This is a genomic window from Streptomyces iranensis (assembly GCF_017874715.1).
GTDB classification, from domain to species: domain Bacteria; phylum Actinomycetota; class Actinomycetes; order Streptomycetales; family Streptomycetaceae; genus Streptomyces; species Streptomyces iranensis.
The window spans coordinates 32,617-56,576 of sequence record NZ_JAGGLR010000020.1; the positions used below are offsets into that span (position 1 = coordinate 32,617).

The following is a 23,960-nucleotide window of genomic DNA, read 5'->3' on the forward strand; positions in this document are numbered from 1 at the left end:
ACGCATTGCCAGACGGACACCGGCCACACTAGCCGCGGTCCCATAAGGGAAACCCTAGAAACCCACCCAGGCATGGCTGACAACCCCGGGCAGCGTTCCGGGGATTTGGTTTCAGTAGCGTTTCATCAGCCGTGTGATCCTTGCCACGGTTGCGTTCTCCGCCGCTATTCGCGCCCCCGAAATTTCACGCGCTGTTTTCACGCGCCAGGTTCTTCTTCGAGGCGGATCGCACCGGTTGGGCAGCGGGATACGACCTCACGCAGAACGTCCAGCCGTCCGGTGTCGGGCTGTGCGTCGAGCAGAACGACGGAGCCGTCCTCGTCGCTCTGGTCGAACAGGTCAGGCGCGATCAACGCGCACTGGCCCGCCGCACAGCACACCTCACGGTCGGCGGTGATCCTCATCGGGTCTCAGTCCTACCTTGTTGTTCGGGATGGCCGACATGTCTACGTCTTGTGGGCCCTCTTGCGTGACGGTGACGGACGGTGGGAGAACTCCCCACCGCCCGTCGCATTCACCGCTTGTTCATCTGGAATCTGGATCAGTCGTCCCAGGTCACGGGGAGCGACCTGGGGCCGTAGTGCACGAAGTCGTCGCGCATCCGGATCTCATCGCTCGGCACGCCCAGCCGCAGCGTGGGGAACCTGTCGAACAGGGCCTCGTAGCCGACGCGCAGGATCGTGCGGGCGAGGTGCTGGCCGAGACACTGGTGAACGCCGTGGCCGAGCCCCAGGTGCCCATGGTCCGTACGGCCGATGTCAAGCTGATCGGGGTTCTCGTAGCGCTCGGGGTCGCGGTTGACGGCGGGGAGGGCGACGGTGACCACCTCGCCCTTCTTGATGGTCTGACCGGCGAACTCGACGTCTTCGAGCGCCCACCGGCTGGCCCCGAGGTGGGAGATGGTGAGGAAGCGGAGAAGCTCCTCGACGGCGGCCCCCATGAGCTCCGGGTCCGCCTGGAGCTTGGCCAGTTGATCGGGGTGCTCGAGCAGGGTGTAGACGCCCATGGCGAGCATGTTGCCCGTAGTGTCGAAGGCCCCGGTGATCAACGTGGCGGTCATGCCCATGAGTTCTTGCTCGGTGAGCTGCCCGCCGCGGATGAGGTCTCCGAGGATGTCGTCCCGCGGGTCGTCCATCCGGGTGGGGACGAAGCGGGCCAGGAACCCGCTCATCCCGGACACGGCGGCAAGCGCCTCGGGAACGGTGGAGGAGAGCCGGCCGAGTGTCTCCACATGACGCTGGAGGCTCCTCCGCTCCGACTCGGGGACGCCGATCATCTCGCACATCACCCGGGAGGGAACGGATTCGGTGAAGACCTCCACCAGATCGGCGCCCGGACCGGCCTTTTCCAGATCGTCGAGTTGCTCGTGCACGATTCGCTCGATCATGGGGGCGAGTTGACGTGTGCGCCGGACCGTGAAAAAGCCGGTGACCAGCTTGCGATACTTGCTGTGAACCGGGTCGTCCGTCTTCGCAAAGGCGCCCGGATCGGCCGGACCGTCGTACGCCAGCTCCGTGGGGACGGGAGAGATTATCCCTTCCTGGCGCGCGCTGAAGCTCTTATGGGTGAGCAGTTCCTTCGCTTCGGCATGGCGGGTGACGAGCCACCCGGGCGTGCCGCCCGGATAACTCATGTGCGTTATCCGCTCCTGCTCGCGCAGAGGGGTGTAGCCGTCCGGAGGATCGAAGGGGCAGCTCCGCTTGGTAGGCAGTGACACTGGGGGGTGCGGGGCGTCGACCAAGACTCCTCCATCGATTCACAATCCATGCATCGAGGTCGTCGGCGGCTACACCGGCTGGCTCGATCTCGATGCTAGCTTCGCCGTCGGCCCGATAGCGCACCAAAAGGCCTCCGCAGACAAGTTCTGCAAATTTCCTTAGACAAAGGCGGGAGCTGTTGACCTCCTGCGCGCGGGGTGCACTCACCGCGCCGGCCGCGACGTCTGAACGCGTGGCGGCTCCACCGCTCCCCTACCCCGGGTACGCCGTCTCCAACCACATCTGTTGTCACCGAGTCTGACCGGACGCCGGCTCCGGCTGCCGCGCCGCGTGGAGACGCTGGGAGAACACGGGGGTGACGGGCTCGTCACGCCCATGCTGCCACCCTTCGTCGGGGAGTGTCAGCGGGAGTCCACGTTCCTGTCGGCACCGACATGCGTGGGAGGGGTTCCGTCCGATGCCACCGCCGAAGGCTCTCGCGCTGCGGCCCAGGGTGTCGAGGACGGTACCGGCCCCCGCACAGGATCGGCCAGAGGTGCACGACCCCGGTCGCCCCCAGGTGCCCCTGTCCAACGCGGCGGTGACGGCGGCCTTGTCCGGCGGACGCGGACCTGCGGCGCCGCCACCCTCCTCCACCCGGTTGCGGCCCGCCGGGCAGGACACGGTCGGCAATGGCGCGGTCGCGGCGGCCCGCCGTACCGAGACCGCCTCTCGGCAGCAGCCTCCCACGGCCGAACCGGCACGGGCGGACACGGCGGAGGCGGCGCCCGCCGCCGCGGCCTCCCCCGCCGCCCCCGAGGCCAAGACACGTCCCGGCCCGGGGGCGGACCCGAAGTTCGCGATGCTCAAGAAGGACGTACGGCGCAAGAAGCGCTCGGTGGCGGCCTCGCACCCGCCCCCGAAGGCGGAGGCCGGGGCCGCGCAGGACGCCGCCCGGCCACCGAAGGACGACGAAGAGGCGCAGGGCAAGACCGCCAACGCCGAGAAGATGAACGAGGCCGAGCCGAAGGACTTCGACAAGGACGCGTTCATCAGGGCGGTCGAGAAGGCGATCGCCGAGAAGGCGCCGAAGAACCTCGACGAGGCGGACAAGTTCGCCGACTCCGGCAAGGCCGATGAGGTGCGGCAGGAGGTGCGGGGCAAGGTCGGCGAGGGCAAGGCGGACTCGGCCGAGCAGATCGCCACGACGACCGCGGCCCCGCCGGACACTTCGGCGGCCGTTCCCAAGAAGGTCGTACCACTGACCCCGGACCGGCCCCCCGGGACCCCGGGCACACCCGACCCGGCGAACGCCGTACCCGACAAGCTGCCGCCGTCGGCCACCGACCTGTCCTCGGGACCCGCCAACGTCAATCGGCGGATGAGGACCGCGCAGGTCACCGAGGCGCAGTTGAAGAAGTCCAACGAGGCTTCGTTCACCAAGGCGCTGGGCGAGAAGAAGGCCGCCGAGCAGCACTCCGAGGCGGCTCCCGGCCGGATGCGGGGGCATGAGAAGAAGGAGCTGCACGCGGCCACCGCGCAGGCGAGGCGGCTCGGTGCCGTGGCCATGGGCGCGATGGGCGCCCAGCGGGTGCGCACCGGCCAGCAGGTCGGGACGGGCAAGTCCGGCGCCCAGGGGCGGGACGAGGAGAAGCGGGCCCAGGTCACGGCGCTCTTGCAAGGGGTCTTCGACACGATGAAGAAGGATGTCGAGGCCATTCTCAACGGCCTCGACAAGCTGGTCGACGACCAGTTCGGCAGAGGCGAGAAGGCGGCACGGGACGCGTTCACCGCCGAGCACCAGCGGAAGATGGACGAGTACAAGGACCGCCGGTACTCGGGGGTGACGGGCAAACTCCGCTGGGTGCGGGACAAGTTCGCCGGGCTGCCCGCCGAAGCCGACAAGATCTTCGAGGAGGCCCGCGACAACTACGTCCGCCGGATGCGGCAGGTGATCTCGGACGTCGCCGACACCATCGGCACGGAGCTGAACCGGGCCAAGCGCCGTATCGCGCAGGGCCGGGGCGAGTTGCGGGACGCGGTGCGCAAGCTCCCGGCCGATCTGCGGTCCATCGGGCAGCAGGCGGCCGCCGGGTTCGCCGACAAGTTCGATGAACTCACGCAGTCCGTGGACGACAAGGGCACCCAGCTCGTCGACACGCTGGCCACCAAGTACACCGACGCGCTCAAGTCCGTCGACGACGAGATCGCCGCCGAGAAGGAGAAGAACAAGGGCCTGGTGGCCAAGGCCGTGGACGCGGTCAAGTCCGTCATCAACACCATCATGGAGCTGAAGCGGCTGCTGCTGTCGGTCCTCGCCAAGGCCGCGTCGGCGGTCATGCTGATCCTCAAGGACCCGATCGGCTTCCTGCGCAACCTGGTCTCGGCCGTCGGCGCCGGTCTGCGGCAGTTCCTGGCGAACATCGGACGCCACCTGCAACAGGGCATCATGTCCTGGCTGCTGGGCAAGACGGCCGAGGCCGGCATCGAGCTGCCGTCGAAGTTCGACGCGCAGGGCGTCCTGAGGATGCTCGCCTCCCTGCTCGGACTGACCTGGCAGAACATCCGCTCCCGGATCGTCCGCAAGGTCCCCAGGATGGAACCGGCGGTCGCAGCGGCCGAAACCGCGGTGCCGCTGGTCGCGGAGGTCCGCAAGCGCGGCGTCGCGGGGATGTGGAACGACCTCAAGACGCGGGTGGGCGACCTCAAGAAGGATCTGCTCGACAAGGTCATCGCATATGTCACGCCCACGATCGTCCAGGCCGGCATCATGTGGGTGATCTCGCTGCTCAACCCGGCATCCGCCTTCGTCCGGGCGGTGAAGCTGATCATCGACATCGTGCGCTTCATCGTCACCCAGGCGCGCCAGATCTTCGAGTTCGTCAACGCCGTGCTGGACTCGGTCATCGCGATCGCGAGAGGCGGCAGCGGTGGCGTCCCGGGCCTCATCGAACGCGCCCTGGCCCGCTCCATCCCGGTCCTCCTGGGTGTCCTGGCCGCGATCCTGGGCGTGGGCGGCATCGCCGCGAAGGTCAAGCAGATCGTCCAGGCGATGTCCAAGCCGGTGAACCGGGCGGTGGACTGGGTGATCGACAAGATCGTGGGGCTGGTGAAGAAGCTCTGGTCCAAGCTCAAGCCGAAGTTCGAGAAGAAGAAGCCGAAGCCGAAGCGTCGCCCGGACCGGAAGCGCCCGGCCCGCCCGCGCCGCCGGACCCGTCCGGACCAGCGGCGCCGCCCCGGCCGGCGCAGGCCCAAACGCAGGCGCGACCCGAAGAAGAAGCGGCCGGACAAGCGGCCGGACAAGCGGACCGAGGCGGACAGGAAGCGCGCCCTCGACGCCGCCGTGCGCGACGCGACGCACTTGCTCAACGAGGAAGCGGCCACGGTCAAGACGGTGCGGCGCGGCCTCGGTCCGATCAAGCGGCGGCACGGCCTCACCCGGATCCAGCTCAAGAAGATCGCGGAGGGCAAGTACCGCATCAGAGTGACCATCAACCCGAGCGAAGACACGCCGGTGGAGACCCTGTCGGAGGACGAGTTCCCGTACAAGATCGCCAGAGCGCAGGGCCGCATGGACGTCAACAGGTACGGACCGACGGTCGCGCAGCTGCACGAGGTCAGGCCCGCCGGGCAGAGCAACGACCCCTTCATCGGCTTCGTCGTCAACATGGCGGCCATTCCCTCCGAGATCGAGAGCAACCCCGCCGTGGCCTCCCGGTATTTGAGCACGGCATGGGACGTTCCCGGGGGCGGGTCGGAGGACATGGCCGCGGCCAGGACCGCCGTCGTCATCGGCGTCAACGCCTTCGAGGGCCTCAAACCCGAGAAGAACAAGAGCGAGCTGAGCGCGGCCATCGGCATGGTCAATCCGCCGAGCAAACTCGTCGCGGCCGTCTTCGGCTTCGTCTGGACGCCCCGGTGGGTCCGCGTGCAGGGCGGGAGGGAGCAGGGCAACGCCCCTCTGGCCGAGGTGCGCGCGAAGTACCGGGCCCTCGAAACGGACGGCAAGCGGAAGCTCGCGGAGGAGAACGAATCCGGCCTGCGCGACAAGAAGGCGCTTCCCTACGGGGTCTTCCGCCAGCAGGTGCTCGGCTCGTCGTACACCAAGAAGGCGGTGGACATCCTCGGCAAGGCCAACAAGCAGGTCCACATCGTCAGCCAGGACGCCGACACCAGTGTCTCGACCACCAAGGGGATGGGCGTCCTGGCTGCCTACACCAAGGTGCTGGGCGAGATGCGGGAGCACCCGCTGCTCACCATCGGGGGCTACACGTTCGAGAAGTTCGACTGGAAGAAGGACGCCGACCCCCGCACGGTCCAGCTGACGACGCTCTCCAACCAGGTGGACCGGGCGATCCGGGAGGCCATCGACAAGCGGTACACGCAGATGCTCTACCCCACCGAGCCGAACATGCTCATCAAGGCGTGGGACAAGGAAGGCTCCCCGGGCATCTTCCAGGATCCCAGGACCCAGGGGCTGCTCGAGGCCCAGGGAGAGCTGTACCCCATCGGCGGTGCCGAGGGCCGGAAACTCAAGATCAAATTGATGGAGCTGTTCGGCGACGGCTTCTCCGTCGTCTACGCTCCCCTGGCCGCCACCACCACGAGCCCGGCCCCGGGCGACGACAAGCGCGGTCTCTCCGTGACCCCGCGGAAGGTCGTCGGAGCCGAGCGCGGCGAAGGTCTCGATCCGAGGCTGGGCGCGGAGGAGATCGCCCGCCGCAGCCACCGGGCCTACGCGCTGGTGCTCCAGTCGCAGTCCACGGCCAGCGCCACACGGCTCGCCCAGGAGTTCATCCTGTCCACCCCGAAGCCGCAGGGCATGAGCAAGAAGGCGTGGGCGAGGCTGCAGGCCCAACTCCAGGACATCGTCTTCGTCCATGTGGAAGAAGTCGTCAAGCTGATGGTCGACGATCCTCGGCGGACCGTGCACAGCGTGGTGATCAGAACGCGCGCCAAGAAGCTCAGAGAGGACGCCAAGCACCTGGCCCAGACGCTGGCGGAGGCGGGCACACCGCAGGCCGGGCAGGTGGTCGAGCAGGCCCGGAAGGTGACGCGCCGGATCATCACCGCGCTGACCGCCGACGCGCTCAAGGGTGTCTGGGGCGAGCTCGCCCCGCTGCTGAGGAGCATCATGGAGGCCGAGCGGACCGGAGAGGGGCCGGAGTGACCGAGGACGCGCCGCGGCGTCTGCGCGCCGAGTGCTCACGCGACGACTACGCGTCGATGGCAGGCCTGGCCAGGGCCCTCTACACGCACGGACTCGGGCCCCACGAGGTGGTACGGGAGTGCTACGGCGTCGGCTTCCCCGAGGAGTTCTTCGTACTCGCCGACGCCGGCCCCCACTCCCTGGACCTCATGGTGGACTTCCCCCTGCTGCCCTGGCGTCTGGCCGTACCCCCCGAGCGCGGTGGCCAGCCGGAGCGGCCCGATCCGATGGCGGACATCACGCGCAAGGTCTTCGCCCGCGACCCGGATCTGGTCCCCCTGTTCCTCGGTGTCAACGTCAACCTCGAGCACGGCGGCCGGGTGCACTGCTACAGCCTCGCCGAGCTCGGGGCGGGCCGGACGACCGTATTCGGGATCTGGAAGGACGTCGAACCGCACAACGGGGTGGAACGCTGCGGCGATTCCCTGCTCGCCGTCCTGCACGAGCACCACACGCAGTACGTCGACTGGCTGGAGAACGAGTCATGGGACCCCGCGAACGTGCGGACCGACCCGGTCGACGAGGAGACCGTGGCCGAGATCCGCGAACTGGTCCCGATGATCGAGGGGTTCCAGCGCCGGGCCGCCTCGCGTGGCAGCGGCTGAAACACCCGGGATGGTCGTTGCGTGGCCCTCCGGTCCCCGGGGACCGGAGGCCGGGACTCACGGCCTCGGGGTCGTGGTCTGCGGCACGGGCACCATGAGCGGCACCGCTCCCGGCACCGCCCGCAGCGCGGCATGGGCCACGGCCGCGTTCCCCGACCGGTCCTGACCGGCCAGCAGCGAGGGCCCCACCGTGGCCGGAGGGTGCGCCGCACGGGCCACCGTCGCATTGCTCACGGGCGCCGGAGCGGGAGTCGGTACCGGGCTCGGGGCCGCCCCCTGCCGGACCGCCGTCGCGACCTCCTGCGGGCGGACGGACGGGACCGGGGCCAGGAGGCGGTGGAGGGAGAGCGGGGGTTCGGTGGGCAGCATCGGCTTCACCCCTGGGATGCGTCGTCGAGCAGATGGGCGTGCGGGCCCAGTTCGGTCGGGCGGAGCAGGCGGGCCTCGCGTTGGAACTGGCGTGCCACACCACGTACGACATGGCGCATGGCAATCGTATCGCCACCCCCGTCCGCCGCCGCCAGTGCCGCCGTGCGGGCCGCCGCGGTGATGGCGGCGCCGGTCATGTCCAGGCGGGCCAGGGCGCCCAGGTCCACATCGGGGGCGAGGGGGGCCTCCTGGGGGAAGGCGAGGCGCCACAGCCGGCGGCGTTCGGCGGCGGCCGGGCGGGGGAAGTGGACGACGAAGTGGAAGCGCCGGGTGAAGGCCGGGTCGATGTTGTCCTTCAGATTGCTGGTCAGGATGACCAGGCCGTCGCTGGCCTCCAGGCGCTGCAGCAGATAGCCGACTTCCAGGTTGGCGTAGCGGTCGGTGCCATGTTTCACCTCGCCGCGCTTGCCGAACAGCGCGTCGGCCTCGTCGAAGAGCAGCACCGCATGGCTCTCCTCGGCCTGCCGGAACGCGGTCTCCATGTTCTTCTCCGTCTCCCCCACCCATTTGGAGACGACCTGGGCGAGGTCCACTTTGAGCAGTTCCAGACCGAGCATGCCGGTGACGATCTCGGCGGACATGGTCTTGCCGGTTCCGGGCTCACCGGTGAAGAGCGCCTTGACCCCGCCGTGCCCGGAGCGGCGGGCGAAGCCCCAGCTCTCGGCGATCCGGGGCCAGGCGCGGAAGGCCGAGGCGATCTCCAGGATCTGGCGGAACTGGACATCGGGCAGGACCAGGTCGTCGACGGTGCGGCGGGGCGTGATCGACTGGACGGCGCTGCCGCCGCGGCCGCGGGTGACGGTGGCGATCGCGGGCTCCACATGCGCGGCGACCGGCTCCGGGTGTCCGTTGCCGGCCAGGCGCGCCCCGGCGTCCGCGACCGAGGCGACGGCGCGCAGTTCGCCGCCGCTCATCCGGTAGCGGACGGCGAGGTCTTCGAGGAGGGTTCCGTTCAGGTCCGGCAGGGCTGCCGACCACATGGCGCGGCGGTCGGTGAACCCGGGTACGGGCACGGTGAGTTCGGCATAGGCGCGGGCGGCGAGCAGGCCCGCCGGGCGCCAGGGCCTGAGGCCGGTCAGGCACACCGGCACCCGCGAGCGGAGCAGCGCGGCGGACACCGCGTCGGCGGTGGCCCGCCGCGGCTCGCCGCGCAGGTCGTCGGTGGGGATCCACAGCACCGCGCCCAGCACGGCGGCCGTCCGCAGATCGGCCTCGGGGTCGTCGGTCAGGGTGCGCAGCGGTGCCCCGGCGGCCCGGACCAGCGCCTGTACGGCGTCGAGCTGGCCGTCGGGCGGGCAGCCCCACAGCCCGGCCAGGTCGAGGTCGCCGGAGCCCAGCGCGCGGCCCAGTCGGGTGAGCCGTTCGGAGGAGAGGTACGGGGACAGCACGCGCGGCTCCGGCGGGGCGACCTCGCCGGGGTCGTGGCCGAGCAGTCCGACGTCGCCGCCCCAGCCCAGCAGGAAGTCCAGCACCCCGGGTCCGGGGAGGAGTTCCTGGGCGAGTTCGACCGCGGCCTCGCCGTGTGCGCGCAGCAGTCCGTAGCGGCGCAGCGGCCCGGCCGGGCCGAGGGAGCGGCGCAGGGCGAGGCACGCGGCCGCGCTGTCCGCGCTCACGGCCATCAGCAGTTCCACGCTGGGCAGCCGCCGGTTGAGGTTGTCCACGATGTAGGCGTAGATCCGCTCGTAGCCCCGGTCCAGCTCGGGCGCGGCGGCCAGGAGCAGGGCGTCCTGCTCCGCGCGGGTCAGGCCGAACCGGGTGGCGAGCGCGTCCAGCGGCAGAGCCCGGCCCTCGGCGGACGCGCGCCGCCTCAGGTCGCGTTCGGCTTCCGGCTCCGGCGGCGGGGGCGCGTAGTGCTCGGCCATGGTTTCGGTGAAGGCGTGCACCTCGCCGAGCAGTACGTCGACCTGTTCGTCGGTCACGCAGTACGGGGTGAGGTCGGGCCTGGTGAGCCGGGCGGCGAGCCGGGCCTGGCGCTCGACGGCGGCCCTGAGCGCCCCGTGCAGGCCGGCCAGCCGTAGTCGCAGGTGCTCCACCGCGGTTACGCCCATGGATCTCACCCGGCCGAGAAGGTCAGGGTCCGGCCGCCCAGCCAGGCCACGTCGGGTACGTCGGCGAGCAGGCCGCCGTGTCGGAGGTCCGCATGGCGCCGGCCCATCGGGACGCGCACCCGGACGGCCGTGGCCTCGAACCGCACGGTGGCCTCCAGGTCGGCGAACCGACGCAGGGCCGGCACCGGATCCGGTGTCTCGCGGTCGCGCCAGAGCGTCCAGGCGATGGTGGACAGGCCGAGCGCGGCGGCCAGGGTCACGGTGCGCTCCAGACCGCCGTCCCGGGCGAGCGGCACCGCCCGGCGTTCGGTGACCATAGCGGTGACCAGGTCCGCGCACCGCTGGGCGTGGGCGGGCAGTTCGGCGGCGAGGCGCGGGTCAGGTGCCGCGCCCTCGGCGGCCCACAGCGGGGTGCGCCAGCGCAGCCGCACCACCGGGTCGCCGCGCAGCGGCCGTACGCCGGTGAGGAACGGCACGCCCGCCGAGGCCAGGTCGCCCAGGGTGCCGGGCGGCAGGGGCCCGTCGCAGAGCAGCACGGGCGGCCGCCCGCAGGACTCCCAGTACGGCAGCAGTCCGGCGGCCTCCGAGGTCCAGGCGATGGGAAACATGCCGTGGGCGTCGACGAGGAGCAGCCCGTCGTCGGCCCCCGTGAGCAGCAGCGGGTCGGCGGGGTCGTGGCCTCGGCACACCGACAGGGCCAGGACGCCGTCGAGGACCGGGAGCGCGGGGCCCACCTGGCGGGCGAAGTCGGTCAGCCGCTCCTCGGCGACGGGTGGCGGGAGGCCCGCGAAGGCGGCCGCGGCCTCGGTGTCGCGTTCGGCGCGGCGCCAGCCCCGCGTGGTCTCGCCCAGCACCTTGTACGCCAGGGCGGCGGCGAACAGCGGTGCCTCCTCGGCGAGTTCGATACCGGCCAGGGCGGGGCCGATCGCGTCGAGGTACCCGATGCGTGCCAGTGGCCCGGCGAGCAGGAAGGGCAGGGCGGACCACACCCGTACCTCGCCGCCGGTCCGCGCCCCGGCGATCGTGCTCGCCCCGGCGGTGGTACCCGCGGCGGTGGAGCCCGCCGCGCCGGGCGGCTCCTCGGCGCCCGGGGCATACGGCCCGGCCAGGGCCCGGACCAGACGCACCGGCTCCTCGCGGTCGGCCGACGCCAGGAAGTCGGCGAGCAGCTGGGGCAGCTCCGCCGCGTCGGCGCCCGCGACGGCGGCGCGCAGAGACTCGGGCAGCGCCTCGGCGGGCCCGGGACGGACGGCCTCACCGAGCGGCGAGTGCGCGGGCGCGGGCGGAGGGTCCGCCGCGAGGGCGCGTCCGACGAGTTCCGCGAGCAGCCGGGCGGCCGCCGTGTCGTCCACGCCGAGCAGGGCGAGGAAGTACGCCCGCACCGACGCGTCCGGCAACAGCGCGAGCAGCGCGTCCAGTTCGCCGCACTCGGCGAGTTCGGCGAAGAGCGCGGCGGCGCCCGGGGCGGTCCACGGGCCCGGGGCCGCCGCGAACGACTCCTCGAAGGACCGCGCGAACGACTCGGCGTCGCTGCCGGGTTCGCCGACGGGGTGTTCCACGACCGGCACCGCCGCGAAGTGGACCTCGACCGGCGGACCGCCGGCCACCGAGCGGCCGGAGCGGCCCGGCCGGACGGTGACGGTCAGCGGCTCGGTGATCTCCACGTCCGGCCCGTCGGCCGCCAGCCGCTCGGCGAAGTGGTCCGCCAGCAACTCCGGCAGGGCATCCACCACATGGCGGATCAGCCCGCGTGGTTCGGGCCCCCAGCTCCACCCGCCGCGCCGGACCACCGTGACGGTGCACCGGCGCACGGTGATCTCGCCGGGCTCACCGCCATCGCCGGTCCCGTCGGCGGTCGGGGCGGTGGGCGCGTTCACGTCACCCCCAGCCTCTCCAGGCGGCCCGCCCAGCCGACCGCGAGCACCAGCACCCCGTGCGCACTGCCCGCCTCGAGGGTCACCGGCAGTTTCACCTGGGTCTGCTGGGCGGGGATCTCCCCGGTGAGCACATGGGTGTCCTGCTCGTCGGAGACCAGGGCGACCACGGGGGTGGCGCGGGCCGAGGCGACCTTCACGGTGACGGTGACCCCGTCCGTGGCCAGTGTGATGCCCTCGGTCCACGACGCGAGGCGCACCAGCCCCGGTTTGGGTTTGCCCTCGGGTGTCGTCTCGACCCCGTGGGCCAACGGCTGGGCGAGGGCGCCCGGTTCGTCGTCGACCGCCGCCACGTCGAGGTCCCTGGCGTTCAGCGGAAGGGTCGCGATGCGGCCCTCGCCCAGGGAGACGCGCAGCGGCAGCGCGCGTCCGACGAGCGACGCCACATCGGCCGGGGCACCGGCGCCGGTCAGGGCGAGCGCGCCCACGACATGGCCGGTGTCGGCCGCGTACACCACGGAAAGAGCCATCGTCAGCCACCGCCGTTCGTTGCCGCGACCGTAGCCAGGACGAGGAAGTCGACCGCCCCGGGCTGTTCGACCGGCTGCTTCCAGTTGACCGAGGGGTTGTACACGCGCACCCGGCAGCGGACCCGCCGGTCGGCGTCCACCGTGGCCTCCACCGGGCTGAACAGCGCCGAATCCGCCAGGGGCGGTATGCGCGGGGTCAGATGCACATGGATCACAACCCGGCCGTCGGCGACCTGTTCCGGGGTGACGCCGGACGGCAGCGGCAGCAGCATCCCGTCAGTGGCGGTCCCGGAGGTCACCAGCGTGCTGCCGGCCGACATCCGGCCGCCGAAGCTGCCCTCGATGGTGAGGTTGCCGTTGGCCGCCACGGTCATCAGCGGAGCGACCGCGCCACCGCCCTGGTACAGGCCGAAGACCAGGTTCGGCGTCTCGCCGCCGGTCAGGACCAGCGCCGGCTCGCCCTCCTGGGTCTCCGTGCCCGTCCGCAGGGTCAGCGCGCCCGACCGGGCCGAGACGGTGTCCGCGCGCACTCCGGCGAACCGCGCCGCGACGCCCCGCGCCGCGGTCTCGACGCCGCTGAAGTGGCCGTCCGCCCAGTGGACATAGCCCAGCAGGACCAGCCAGCGGACGGGTGGATCGGCCGGTGGGTCGCCGATCGCGGGCGGCTGCTGCTCGGCGGCCAGCCGCTCGTCGCCGAGGCGCCCGAAGAGGATCTGGTACGACTCCTCCACCCGGGTCTTCGTGGCGCTCCCGGAGCAGGAGACCGGCCCGGCGGGCTGCGCCGGTTCCCGGTCGGCCGCGGTGAGGAAGACCGGGTAGGGCTCGTCGGTCGACTGGTCCGCGCCGTTGACCTCCTCGAAGTCGCTCTCGCGCAGTACGACCGGCTCGGCGACGACCACCTCGCGGCCCGTCCCGTCCACGGCGATCCCCGCCGCGACGCTCACCTCGACATGGCGGACGCCCGTCAGCGGGTCGGTACGGGGCTGGGTGACGAGGCCGAGTCCTTCGACGATGCCCCACTCGTGCAGATGCCGCGCATGCCGGGCGGCCCCGCCGCGCGCGTACTCCACCGTGGCCGACAGGTCCGCGGCGGCCAGCACCTGGCCCTCGTGGAAGGCGGGGCGCAGCGGGCCCGTCATGGCGTCTCACCGGGCTTCCGGGTACGGGACGACCGGGTGCGCTTGGCCGGGGGCTTGGCGGACTCGGCCGCCTGCTCGGGCGGCTGGTCCGGGGTCTGATCCGGCGCCTGAGCGGACTCGCCGGACGGGTCCGGCACCGGGCTCGACACCCGCTCCTCCAGATGGCTCACCTGCGTCTGCGCGCTGCCAAGCTGGGCGCGCAGCCCCTCCACGGCGGCGGTGAGATCGGCGACCCGCGTTCTGAGCCGGGCGAGCTCCTGCATGCTGTCGGTGACTTCGCTGGGGGTCGTGTAGACCTGTTCGTGCAGCGCCTTGGGCGGTGTCTCGCCGGGTGCCGGGGTCAGCAGCAGGGACAGCATCTCCTCCAGGTCCCCGGTGCGCGGCCAGTCGCCGAGCAGCCCGTCCGCGTACGGGCGCGCCACCGGGCCCTCGGACGGCAGGGTGGGCTTCTGGTATCGCGGCACCGGCCGGCAGCACACCCGCTCGGCGAGTTCGCGCAAGCGGTAGAGCTTGGGCAGCCATTCGCCGTACGCCGATCCACCCGGCAGCACCTGCTCCCGGGTGGCCGAGCAGACCCGTACGACATCGCAGCCGTTCAGCTCCAGATGGGCGAGCAGGACGTCGGTGTCGGTGCGGTCACCGCACGGCGGGTTGAGCGTGGCGCAGGCCGCGTCGGTCAGGAACCGGCGCACCGCGGTGCCCAGTGCGGCGGCCGCCTCCGCGATCTGCTGCACCTCGGCGATGGTGGCCTTCTCGGTGCTGTCCGGCGGCGGGGACGGCAGCAGCGGCGGTACGTCTACGGCGGCGACGTCCTGGCGCAGTGCGCAGTCGGCGAGGTCGGTGGCCTGGTCCAGCCGGCACAGCAGCCACTCCCGGATCAGGCCTAGGTCCGCGCGGAACTCCACCCGCAGCGCATGCCCCAGCGGGGTGCCCTGGGCCAGCATGCGCACCTCCAGGGGCGCGTCCGGGTCGCCCCGCTCCGGTACGACGCGGGCGGCGGTCTCGGTGACGACGGCGCGGGCGATCCCGGCGCGCAGCGGGTCCGGCCACGCCGCTTCCAGGTCGGCGCCGCCGAGCCGCCCGCACGCCGTGCCCAGGGCGCTCCGGGCCTCCCGCACGGTGGCGAGGTCCGGGTAGTCCCTCGCGAGCTGGGCCTGCCCGGCCGCGTCGTAGGTGTCGTACCGGGCGACGGCGGCGGCCAGGGCCCGGACGTGCTCGGTCATCTCGCGGGCCGTCGGCGGGGCGGGCGGGCCCTCCCCGCCCGCGTTCTCGCGCAGCCACGCGAAGGCGGTGGCGTACCGCTGGGCGTCGGCGGCATCGAAGCGGAAGGCCCGGCCGGTGCCGAGCGACGCGACGGTCAGGGCGTCGGTGTAGAACCCCAGCCGCCGGTCGCGGGTGCGGGCCTGGTCGGCGCGTGCGAGGTCGCCGAGGGTCGTCAGGAGGCGGGTGCCGGGGTTGTGGCGGTGGTCCTCGAAGTCGTCGCACCTGACGACGAATTGATATCCCTCCTGGATCCTGGAGGGCACGCATCCCGGTGAGGGGCAGGGCTCCTCGGTGGCGTACGGCGCCACCGGCTCTGCGGGGAGCTCGCGGTAGCGCACATAGAGCCCGTAGCGGCGCCCGCCGTCGCCGTCGTCGTTGTCGTCGCCGTTGTCGCAGTCTTCCCCGCAGTCCACGCCCAGGGCGCTGATGCGCCGTTCCCGTACCAGTGCGGTGACGTCGACCCGCTCGGTGCAGGGCACCACGATGTCGTTCCCGGTGCAGTCCAGCGCGTGTCCCGGGTGGACCGCCACGGTTCCGCCGCCGCACGGGTCGCAGGTGACGCCGAGGCCGCAGATGACTCCCGGCCCGTACAGGGACCGGTTGTGCAGTCTGGCCTTCGCCGTCGTGTACTCGACCAGCAGGCTGAGGTCGTCCTCGGTCAGCAGTTGCCCTGCGAAGAAGCGAGGACGTACGAAGGCGGAGGTCCGGGTGGCGTCGCCACCGCAGCCGCATCCGCAGTCTGTTCGCATGATCAGCGCTCCTTCACGAAGAACCAGCTCTCGAAGACGTCCCCGCCCGCGCCGGTGCCGGACGTCCAGGGCCCGATGCCCGAGGGCGGGAGGTCGCAGCAGTCGCCGCCGTACTCGGCCGACAGCGTCGAGCCGGTGCGGATGAGCGGGACGCGCCCGCCGACATGGGTGCCGTCGACCGGGCGGCAGCAGCGGTCGAGGAGGAACGCGGCGCGCACGGTGATCAGTACGCGGTCGCCGTCCTGCAGCGTCTCGCGCGTGGTCTGGCGGTAGCGGAACTCCTGGGTGAACTCGTCGCACTCGTCGGACTCGTCGGACTCCAGGTCCGGATCGGCGAAGGTGCCGCCCATGTACCAGGTGGAGGCGTTGCGGCCGCTGCCGCCCTCGATCACCTGGAGCTCCACCACACCGGGCCGCAGCGTGTCGGACCGTACGTCGGCGGAGAACCGCACCACGAGCCCGCCGTCCGGGTCCAGGGTGCCGAGGAGGTCCTTGGCCTCGTCGATGGTGTAGGTGTGGCCGTGGATCCAGTTGACGCCGGTGATCACCGTGGGCAGATGGCGGCCGAACGGGCGGCGTACGTTCATGTGGATGAGGTCGCGGCGCACCGGCTCGTACCAGTCCACGCAATCGATCCTGGCCAGCCACAGGACCGTGTGCTCGCACGGCTCGCAGCAGGTGTCACAGCGCTCGTCCACCGGCGGTTCGCAGCCGGTGACCCGCACCGTGTAGCACTCCTCGGTCCAGCCGAACTCGCAGTCGGAGGTGTCCGCGCAGGCGTCGTTGTAGACGGCACGGGTGGGTTCGACGGGCCGCTCGGCGTACTCGACGCCGATCCAGACGGTGTCGGTGTCCCGTTCGTGCGGGGGCAGCGCCTTCCACAGGTCGATCTCACAGCCGCCGCGCACCACGACCTCGTTGCCCTCGCAGTCCACGGCGAGACCGGGAGTGATCCTCACCTTGGCCCTGCGCCGGGTGCGCTCCGGCTCGGTGCCGCCCTCCGCACCGCCCTCCTGCGTGCTCCGCTCGGGCCGCGCCGACTCTTCGGCGGGGTCGTCCGGCGGGCAGTCGTGCTCGTCCCGTGGCACCGGTTCCACGTGGAGGCCGCACACCACGCCGTAGCCGAGCAGACAGCGCATGCGCAGTCTCAACTTCTCGCGGTGGTACTCCTGTTCGCGCTGGAAGTCGCGCGCGCCCAGCATCTGGCCGTGGAAGTACCGCAGCCGGCGCAGTGGTGGCGCGTGGAACTCCTCGGTCCTGGATGGTCCTGTCTCGGTCATCGCCCCGTCCTCTCACGACACTTGCGTATGCATGCCGACGGCGGAGACGACTCCCACGCCCACCCCTCGGCGCAACCCTCTCGGTCCCGGCCTCAACACCCCGTCGCGGTTCAGCCGCACGGGGTTCGCTCCGCCCAGTACGGGCGCCGGCAGCGGGACGAACGCGGTGTCCACGCCGACCGTGGACCGCGCACCGACCACGAAGCCCGCGCCGCCGGTGCGTACCGACCCCACCGTGTGCGCGGGCGCCTGCCGCTCCACCAGCCGCCGCAGCGCCGTCGCGTCCGCCGATCCGGCGGGCAGCAGCAGCCGGAACCGGTGCGCGTGCGCGGTGAACGGGTCGCTGTCCGGCGCGCCGAAGGCGCGCAGCGGCGCCGCGCCCAGCGCCGTGCCGCCGACCCGGAAGCGGCTCGCCGAGCGGCCGAACAGCCTTATGGCGCCGAGCCCTTGGTCCGTGCCCCGGGCTTGGTCCGTGTCCCGGCCTTGGTCCGTGCCCCGGGCTTGGTCCTGCGCCGCGCGCAGGTGGGCCCAGCGGCGGTCCGCCGCCAACTCGTCCACGACCGGGGCCACTCCGAACACGATGCGCACCGCCTCGCGCAGCGCCCATGGCGTGCCCCGGCGCCGGTAGAGCTCCGGGGCGGCGGCCAGCAGCGCGCGCCGGGTGCGGGCGTCCCAGCCCGCCTCGAACGACAGGCCCAGCAGCCCGGCCAGCCACGGCAGCGCCCGGTCCGGGACGCCCGCCGGGTCGAGGAGCGACGGATACCGCTCGATCACCCGGTCGAGCTGGGCGAGCGTGGCGTCGAACAGCGACAGGAAGCGCTCGGTGAAGTCGTCGGCCGCGGGATCCTCACGGAAGGCGGGCGGCAGCAGATCGGCGCTGGTGACGCGGGGGAAGTCCAGCCGGATCCGGCGCAGCACCGGAGTCGAGCCGCCGTCGCCGGACAGCCGCAGCCGTAGCCGCAGAAAGCGGCCGGGCGGCTGGTCGACGAGGAAGTCCGTGACGCCAGGGGCCGACGCCTGCCAGTCGCTCTCGTCGTACCGGCCGTCCTCGCTCACCACGATCTCGACGGCGGCCGCTGTCCCCGCGGGCACCTCGGCGTCCAGACGCACGCGGTGCCAGCGGCACCGCGAAATGCCGCTGTCGATGAGGGCGGTGAGGTACGACCCGCTGGTGACATACGCGTCGGTGGCGGGCGGCGCGGGGTCCCGGGGCTGGCCCTGCCAGGTGAAGCAGAGGGTCTCGGGGCCCTCCGGGCCCTTCTCGGCCAGGCAGAACCCGTCCTCGTCCGCCGCGGTGAGCGTGGACGGCGGCAGGGCCGCGGCCAGTTCGTCGACGGTGACGGGGCGGAAGGGGCGGCGGTGACCGCCCCGGTGGATGCCGAGCCGCCCGCCGTCGTCGGTGAGCAGCCACACGGTCCGCCCCGGCCCGGTGCGCAGGCCGATGATCTCGCCGCGCACACCGGTGCGCAGCACGCCTCGGAAGCCGCCGACCGAGTCGAACCGCCGCAGATCCGTGCTGCCCTGACAGGCCACCAGGATGTCGTCGTCAGGACCCAGGGCGGCCCACCGGGGCCGCTCGGCCCGGATCACACCGGCGAGTTGCTCCCCGTCGCGGCGCCACACCAGGACCCGGCCGGACTCCACCACGGCCAGCCGGTGTCCGCGCGCGGCGACCGAGACCGGTTCGCACAGCGGGTCGGGGTCGCAGCCGGGTGGCCAGACGGGGGCGAAGGCGCCGCTGCACCCGTCACGGCGCAGCAGCCGCCGCTCGCCGGGGACGAGCAGATACCAGCCGCACGGCCCGCATCCGGGCGCGAGGCGGGGGTCGGGGAACCACGGCAGTAGCCGGTCCCTGGTGGGCCCTTCCGGCGCGGCGCCGCGGTGGGCGAGCCGGAGTCCGGCCGGATCCTCGAAGCCGACGATGCCGTCAGCCTGCTGGAGGTCCCACTGGTCCCAGCCGACGTAGGCGTCGAGGAGGCGGAAGGTCGCGGGGTGCGGGGTGCACGTCATGGCTGGTCTCCTACCGGGATCAGCAGCGGGCGCTCCGGCCAGACGAGGGTGTGGGGCGGGAGGGCGTGGTCGGTGCAGGGCGGTCGGCGCACTCCGTCGACGGTGAGCGAGAGCCGGGTGACGGCCAGCACGCCCTCGACCGCCAGGAGCCGCCGGACCAGCGCCGTGTGGCGCAGCGGGCCGCCGAAGGGCCAGCCCGCGCCGTCCTCCCCGCCGCGCAGCGGATCCAGATAGGTGCGCACCGCGTCCCCGGCCCTGGCCAGGACGGCGGCCCGGTCGAGATCCGGGTCGAGGGCCACCCAGGACTCCACTCCGACGCGGCGGTACGGCGCGGGGGCGGCGACCACAGTGACTCCGGCGGGGGCGGCTTCGCGGACGAGGAAGTCGGCGACGGCCTTGAGGGTCGCGGCGGTGGCGACCGGCGGTTCGTCCGGATCTCCGCCCGGCGGTACGGGCGGTACGACGAGGACGCCCACCACGCCCGGGATCGGTGCCCCGGCGAAGTCGGGGTGCAGACCGGGCACGCCCCGGGCGCGGGCCACCGAGGCACCGGGCGCGCGGGTGGCGAGCTGCCCGTAGTCGGCCGGGGCCACCGCCCGGCCGCGGGCGCGCAGTTCACCGGCGCCGCGGCGCATCGCGTCGGCGTCGGGCTCGGCGTCCGTTCCGCCGGAGGCCGGGAAGGGGTTGCTCACGCCGGTGACGAACGGCAGCGCGGTCACCACCCCGTTGACCGCGCCCGCCGCTACGGCCCCGGCGCTGCCGCCGCCGACGCGGTAGCGCACGGCGCGGACGTTGCGGAAGCCGGGCGGGACGGCCGCGCCGCTGACGCCGTCCCCGAAGGTCACCTCGCCGCTCTCGTGGTCCACGGTGAACACCCGGTCGTCGGCGCCGTACCCGGCCAGGCTCTCCACCTCGCGCCACCGGGACGAGGTTCCGGCCGTGGCGCCGGCCGTGGTGCCGAACACATCGCCGCCCGTGTCGTCGTCCACCTCGATGACCACCGAACCGGAGAGGATGGGCACCTGGCTGAGCTTCATGCGCCGCAGCCCGGTCGCCGCCGGGTCCTGGACGGGCTGCAGCGGCTCGTCGCGGATGGTGCGGGCGGCGGTGGCGGCGACCACGTTCAGCCGCAGCCCGGACAGCACGGGCGCGGGTCCGGCGAAGGCGCCGTGCGCGATCCGCAGGCGCAGCCAGCGCAGCCGGGGCCGGGGGCCGGACGGGCTGCCCGGCTGCCATGACCGCGGGACCCGCAGTTCGACGGTCCCACTGGCGCCGAACCCGGCCGTGGAGTCCCGCATCAGCTCGGCGGGGACGAGCCGATTGCCGTCCAGCACGTCCCAGCGCAGCAGCGGCGCGGGCGGCAGCGGCAGCGGCGCGGTGCCGCCGGAGGCCGCGGGGGCGGGCGGAGCGGCGACGACCACGAAGCCCAGCGACAGCCGCGGATAGGGGGCGGCCGGTCCGGCGAGTCCGATCCACAGCGCGTTGCCGGGCCGCGGATCGCGGCCGAAGGGCTCGAAGGGACGGCTGGGCCCGGCCGGTCCCAGCGGGAGTGCCTGGAGCGTTCCGGCCTCCTGGACGGCGAGATCGGCGAGGGTGGCCGGGGTGGCGTACAGATCCTGGTCCGTCTCGTAGACGACCTGGCCCGCCGGGGTCGAGGCGGCGCTCTGGAACCCGGCGGGGACGAGCACCGAGGCGCCGTCCGGCGGGTTGACGGTGAACTCCAGCAGCGTGGCCGCCGCTCCGGCCGGGCGCCGCCGCACGCCCGCCGTCGCCAGGTGTTCGGCCAGCACCTTCTCCGGCAGCCGGTTGACGCGGCCGAGTACGGGTTCGGTCTGGGTGCCGAAGAGGCGGACGAGGGCGACACCGGCGTCCTGCCGGTCGGGGTCGGTCCAGTCCGGGGTGTAGCCCGCGATCCGGCCGCGGACATCGGCGCGGACGGCCTCGCGGGTGGCGTCGACCAGTTCGGGCCGGCCGCCGGTCGGGCCGGGGCCGGGCACGATACGCCCTTCCTCGCGCTCCCGTTCCCGCGCGTCCCTCTCCCACCACACCTCGCCGGTCATGCCAGCCCCTCCCCCGGTTCGACGGCGGGCACGATCCGGGTGTGGACGGCCCGCAGGACGGGAAGCTCCCCGGCACCGAGCGGCACCTCGTCGCACTCCTCGACCGCGTCGGCCCCGTCGAGGCCGATCGCCACGGCGGCGACGTCCGCGAGGTCGCCCAGCGCCCGCTGTGCGGCCCGCAGCAGGGCCGAGGGCCGCAGCGGCTGTCCGAACGGCCAGCCGTCCTGGTCCTCACCGCCCACGAGCGGGTCCAGGAAGCGGCGCAGCGCGGCGGTGAGCGCGGTGGACACGCGGGTGACGTCCGCCGGGTCGCCCGACAGGGTCACGCGCAGCGTCACCTCGCGGTAGCGGGGCGCGCGGACGAAGACCTCGGAGGTGAGCAACCGGGCCTGTTCGAGGTGGGCGGCGGCCGCGCGCAGCATCCCGGGGTCGGGGAGCGGCGCGGCCACGAAGTCCTCGCGGGTGAGGTCGTCGCGGGGCGCGGCCGGGACGATATGGACGGTCACCGCGCCGGGCACCGTGGCACACGGGAAGCCGGGGTGCGCGCCGACGGCCGGGTAGGCGCGGGCGATGGCGACGCCCGGTGTCGCACGCGCCAGGGTGACGTAGTCCTCGGCGGTGACCGCGCGCGTCACCTCCCCCAGGGACGCGGCGGCGCGGCGGCGCGCCTCGGTGATGGTCTCCGGGTCGGTGCCGCCTTCGGCCCGTACGAGGTTGGCGGCCGAGACCGCTCCCGGGATGTCCTGAGCGGGGAGCCAGTTGCCGGTCATGCCGCCGTTGCCGATCCGGCCGCCGCCGGTCACGTAGTCGATGAGCGTGTCCGGGCCCGGGTCCGGGTCCGGGTCCGGGTGGGGGATGCGCCCGGTGAGTCCGTCGCCGAACACCAGCGCGCCCTCGGCGCGGTCGAGCACGAAGATCCGGTCGGCCGGGGAGCCGAAGGTGAAGTCCGGTGCCGGCCGCCACTCCTGGCCCGCCAGGCGCAGCGTCGCCTCCAGGAGGTGGTCGGCGGCGTCCGGCAGGACGAGGTGCCGGCCGGGCAGCCTGAGCCAGGCGCCGATCTGGTCCTGGAGGTCGGCGCCGCTCACCGTGTGATGCCGGCTGTGGCGTGCGGCGGAGGCGTTGACGGCGAGTTGGAGGAGGCGGGGCGGGGCCGCGTAGGTGGCGGCCGGGGTGGACACCAGGAGCCCGGTGTCCCGCGTGGACCAGTCGGCCGGGGGGTGGAGCCGGACGACACCGGACCGTCTGAGCCCGCCCGTGCCGTCCTCGACCTTCTGATACGCACCGGAGATGTCCGTGCCCGGCCGGAACCACGACCAGGTCAGCTCCGCGGGAGGCGGTACGTCGGCGACCGCCCCGGGCAGCCACGACGGCGCGGACGCGGCGGGCGCGTCCAGCTCCACGAGCAGCCCGATCGGTCCGGGTGCGGGGTGGTCCCCGGTGAGCGGCAGGGTGAACCGGACCCGCGCCGGGGCGCCGTCGCTCGCCAGCAGCGCGATGCCGCGCCGGGCCCGCAGATCCGCCGTGCGGTCGCGGTCGGTCCACACGGTGACTTCCCCGCCCTCGGCGAGCGGCAGCACGGCCACGTCGTCGTCGAGGGTGAAGACGACCCGCCCGGTGGGGTCCCGGGTGAGCGCCGTCCCGGCGGGGACGAGGGGGACCGCGGTGCCCTCCTGCCGGGCGGCGAGGCGCAGCACGGTGGCGGCGGGGCGGGCCGGGCGCGGCGGTTCGAGGCCGAGCAGCCGCAGTATGGCCACCACGAGCGCGTCCGGCACCTGGTCGAGCCAGTACAGCCGCTGTTCGAGGAGGTAGGCGAAGAGTTCGAGGAGGGTGACGCCGGGGTCGACGGGCGCGTGCAGCGTCCAGGTGCCGTCGGACTCGGCGGGGATCCGGCGGCGGATGGCCGCCATCATGTCGGCCCAGGTGAGGTCGTCCAGCTTCGGCGGGGGCAGGGTCACGGTGTGCCCCCGGTGAGGCCCGTGAGTCCGGTGAGCCCCGTGTAGAACGGGAAGACCAGGTTCGCCTTGGTGTTGCTGCGCCGGATGCGGTAGACGATCGAGACGGTGATCCGCGACTCGTCAGCCGGGTCGGCCTCCGCGCGGACCTCCTCCAGTTCCACCCGCGGCTCATGGTCGCGGACGGCGACGGCGATCGACTGCTCCAGGTCGCGCAGGTTCTGCACACTGCCGGGCGCGAACACCAACTCCTGGGCGCGAGTGCCCAGTTCGGGCCGCATGACCCGCTCGCCGGTGCCGGTGAGCAGCAGCGCCCGCAGACAGTGCTCGATGCTCTCCTCGCCGACGGCGTAGCCGAGTCGCCCGGACGCGTCGGGCAGGATCGGGAACCGCCAGCCGGTTCCGAGGAACTCCTCGCTCATGCCGTCCTCGCCTTCTTGGCCAGCACGGCGGGGGTGAGCGGCGGGGCCGGTGGGCCGGTGGGCCCGGCGGCGGAGGGATGGGTGTGGGTGTTGAACGCCTGGAGCAGCGTGTTGCCGAGCACGAGCGGTTCGGTGGCACCGCCGCCGAGGTCGATGGAGGGGGAATCGACCGTCAGCTTCGGTGCCTTGAGGGTGATTTCGCCCTGCGCGGTCACGGTGACGCTGCCGCCCTCGGCCGCGGTGATACGGATCGCCTTGCCCTGGTCGTCCAGCTCCACGACGTGTCCGGCGGCGGAGGTGATCCGTACGGCGGCCTTGGACCGGGTGTCGTCGAGGAGCACCTCATGGCCGTGCCGGGTCCGGATGATCTTCTGGTCGCGGCCTTCGGTGCGGGCGGTCGGCGGCTTGTCCTCGCCGTTGTAGAGGCCGCCCAGCACGATCGGGTACCGCATGTCCCCGTGGACGAAGGCGACGAGCACCTCATCGCCCTTCTCGGGGACGAACACCGAGCCGTAGCCGCCTCCCGCGTAGAGCTGGCTGACCCGGACCCAGTCGGTGACCGTGGTGTCGTCGAACCACGGGAACTTCAGCTTCACCTGGCCCTCGTCGTCGCCCTCGTTCTCCACGACGAGCGCCTCGACCACGCCGTAGTAGCGCTTGTCGGTGGAGCGGGCGCGTGGCGTGCCCCTCATG

The 23,960-nt window shown here is 73.0% G+C and carries 16 protein-coding genes; 2 read left to right on the top strand and 14 right to left on the bottom strand.

Translation table 11 applies throughout. The features are described from left to right. Nucleotides 1-197 precede the first annotated feature (197 nt). Both J2Z30_RS32510 and J2Z30_RS32515 read right to left on the bottom strand, forming a co-directional pair. On the bottom strand, nucleotides 198-404 hold the full coding sequence (locus J2Z30_RS32510) for a ferredoxin (RefSeq protein ID WP_044567505.1): 207 nt from the start codon (nucleotides 402-404) through the stop codon (nucleotides 198-200). A 137-nt stretch (nucleotides 405-541) separates the two neighbouring features. Then, nucleotides 542-1,633 carry a cytochrome P450 gene (locus tag J2Z30_RS32515; RefSeq protein WP_052701180.1) on the bottom strand — a complete coding sequence of 364 codons (1,092 nt, stop codon included), beginning with the start codon at nucleotides 1,631-1,633 and terminating at the stop codon, nucleotides 542-544. A 620-nt stretch (nucleotides 1,634-2,253) separates the two neighbouring features. Between J2Z30_RS32515 and J2Z30_RS32520 the strand changes: the two genes are divergently transcribed. Beyond that, nucleotides 2,254-6,867: a phage tail protein gene (locus tag J2Z30_RS32520; protein WP_308280166.1), complete on the top strand. Its 4,614-nt coding sequence runs from the start codon at nucleotides 2,254-2,256 to the stop codon at nucleotides 6,865-6,867. After that, entirely contained in the window at nucleotides 6,864-7,511 is a 648-nt protein-coding gene (locus J2Z30_RS32525; protein ID WP_044567511.1) for a hypothetical protein, read from the top strand. Before J2Z30_RS32520 ends, J2Z30_RS32525 begins: the two co-directional genes overlap by 4 nt. 57 nt (nucleotides 7,512-7,568) lie before the next feature. Here J2Z30_RS32525 and J2Z30_RS32530 read toward each other — a convergent pair whose 3' ends face one another. From J2Z30_RS32530 to J2Z30_RS32585, 12 genes are read right to left on the bottom strand one after another with little or no spacing between them, the layout of a single operon-like run. Continuing rightward, nucleotides 7,569-7,880: a hypothetical protein gene (locus tag J2Z30_RS32530; RefSeq protein WP_044580837.1), complete on the bottom strand. Its 312-nt coding sequence runs from the start codon at nucleotides 7,878-7,880 to the stop codon at nucleotides 7,569-7,571. A gap of 5 nt (nucleotides 7,881-7,885) precedes the next feature. Continuing rightward, nucleotides 7,886-9,988, bottom strand: coding sequence for an ATP-binding protein (locus tag J2Z30_RS32535; protein ID WP_044567513.1), 2,103 nt, complete (start codon nucleotides 9,986-9,988; stop codon nucleotides 7,886-7,888). A 5-nt stretch (nucleotides 9,989-9,993) separates the two neighbouring features. Continuing rightward, nucleotides 9,994-11,865: a hypothetical protein gene (locus tag J2Z30_RS32540; RefSeq protein WP_044567514.1), complete on the bottom strand. Its 1,872-nt coding sequence runs from the start codon at nucleotides 11,863-11,865 to the stop codon at nucleotides 9,994-9,996. Then, nucleotides 11,862-12,392, bottom strand: a complete 531-nt coding sequence (locus J2Z30_RS32545) for a hypothetical protein (protein WP_078956461.1) — start codon at nucleotides 12,390-12,392, stop codon at nucleotides 11,862-11,864. Before J2Z30_RS32545 ends, J2Z30_RS32540 begins: the two co-directional genes overlap by 4 nt. A gap of 2 nt (nucleotides 12,393-12,394) precedes the next feature. Beyond that, nucleotides 12,395-13,531, bottom strand: coding sequence for a hypothetical protein (locus J2Z30_RS32550; RefSeq protein ID WP_044567518.1), 1,137 nt, complete (start codon nucleotides 13,529-13,531; stop codon nucleotides 12,395-12,397). Beyond that, nucleotides 13,528-15,543 (bottom strand): hypothetical protein, encoded by a 2,016-nt coding sequence (locus tag J2Z30_RS32555; protein ID WP_044567519.1) that lies wholly within the window; start codon nucleotides 15,541-15,543, stop codon nucleotides 13,528-13,530. Before J2Z30_RS32555 ends, J2Z30_RS32550 begins: the two co-directional genes overlap by 4 nt. Before the next feature lie 2 nt (nucleotides 15,544-15,545). Further along, a complete protein-coding gene (locus tag J2Z30_RS32560; protein WP_044567521.1) occupies nucleotides 15,546-16,823 on the bottom strand; it encodes a hypothetical protein in 1,278 nt (425 codons plus the stop codon). Between the two features lie 12 nt (nucleotides 16,824-16,835). Then, nucleotides 16,836-18,833 carry a phage tail protein I gene (locus J2Z30_RS32565; protein ID WP_044567522.1) on the bottom strand — a complete coding sequence of 666 codons (1,998 nt, stop codon included), beginning with the start codon at nucleotides 18,831-18,833 and terminating at the stop codon, nucleotides 16,836-16,838. Continuing rightward, nucleotides 18,830-20,893 (bottom strand): putative baseplate assembly protein, encoded by a 2,064-nt coding sequence (locus J2Z30_RS32570; RefSeq protein ID WP_044567524.1) that lies wholly within the window; start codon nucleotides 20,891-20,893, stop codon nucleotides 18,830-18,832. The genes J2Z30_RS32565 and J2Z30_RS32570 overlap by 4 nt, the downstream gene beginning before the upstream one ends. Further along, nucleotides 20,890-22,848, bottom strand: coding sequence for a putative baseplate assembly protein (locus tag J2Z30_RS32575; protein ID WP_044567526.1), 1,959 nt, complete (start codon nucleotides 22,846-22,848; stop codon nucleotides 20,890-20,892). The genes J2Z30_RS32570 and J2Z30_RS32575 overlap by 4 nt, the downstream gene beginning before the upstream one ends. Next, complete coding sequence (locus tag J2Z30_RS32580) at nucleotides 22,845-23,267, bottom strand: GPW/gp25 family protein (RefSeq protein WP_044567528.1); 423 nt, start codon at nucleotides 23,265-23,267, stop codon at nucleotides 22,845-22,847. Before J2Z30_RS32580 ends, J2Z30_RS32575 begins: the two co-directional genes overlap by 4 nt. Continuing rightward, a complete protein-coding gene (locus J2Z30_RS32585) occupies nucleotides 23,264-23,959 on the bottom strand; it encodes a phage baseplate assembly protein V (protein ID WP_245388705.1) in 696 nt (231 codons plus the stop codon). Before J2Z30_RS32585 ends, J2Z30_RS32580 begins: the two co-directional genes overlap by 4 nt. Between the last annotated feature and the right edge of the window lies 1 nt (nucleotide 23,960).

Excerpts from the sequence above, each read along its gene's own strand:
- J2Z30_RS32580 (WP_044567528.1), bottom strand. The coding sequence starts at position 23,267 with ATGAGCGAGGAGTTCCTCGGAACCGGCTGGCGGTTCCCGATCCTGCCC.
- J2Z30_RS32545 (WP_078956461.1), bottom strand. The coding sequence starts at position 12,392 with ATGGCTCTTTCCGTGGTGTACGCGGCCGACACCGGCCATGTCGTGGGC.
- J2Z30_RS32515 (WP_052701180.1), bottom strand. The coding sequence starts at position 1,633 with ATGAGTTATCCGGGCGGCACGCCCGGGTGGCTCGTCACCCGCCATGCC.
- J2Z30_RS32535 (WP_044567513.1), bottom strand. The coding sequence starts at position 9,988 with ATGGGCGTAACCGCGGTGGAGCACCTGCGACTACGGCTGGCCGGCCTG.
- J2Z30_RS32585 (WP_245388705.1), bottom strand. The coding sequence starts at position 23,959 with ATGAGGGGCACGCCACGCGCCCGCTCCACCGACAAGCGCTACTACGGC.
- J2Z30_RS32550 (WP_044567518.1), bottom strand. The coding sequence starts at position 13,531 with ATGACGGGCCCGCTGCGCCCCGCCTTCCACGAGGGCCAGGTGCTGGCC.
- J2Z30_RS32565 (WP_044567522.1), bottom strand. The coding sequence starts at position 18,833 with ATGACGTGCACCCCGCACCCCGCGACCTTCCGCCTCCTCGACGCCTAC.
- J2Z30_RS32510 (WP_044567505.1), bottom strand. The coding sequence starts at position 404 with ATGAGGATCACCGCCGACCGTGAGGTGTGCTGTGCGGCGGGCCAGTGC.
- J2Z30_RS32570 (WP_044567524.1), bottom strand. The coding sequence starts at position 20,893 with ATGACCGGCGAGGTGTGGTGGGAGAGGGACGCGCGGGAACGGGAGCGC.
- J2Z30_RS32530 (WP_044580837.1), bottom strand. The coding sequence starts at position 7,880 with ATGCTGCCCACCGAACCCCCGCTCTCCCTCCACCGCCTCCTGGCCCCG.
- J2Z30_RS32555 (WP_044567519.1), bottom strand. The coding sequence starts at position 15,543 with ATGCGAACAGACTGCGGATGCGGCTGCGGTGGCGACGCCACCCGGACC.
- J2Z30_RS32560 (WP_044567521.1), bottom strand. The coding sequence starts at position 16,823 with ATGACCGAGACAGGACCATCCAGGACCGAGGAGTTCCACGCGCCACCA.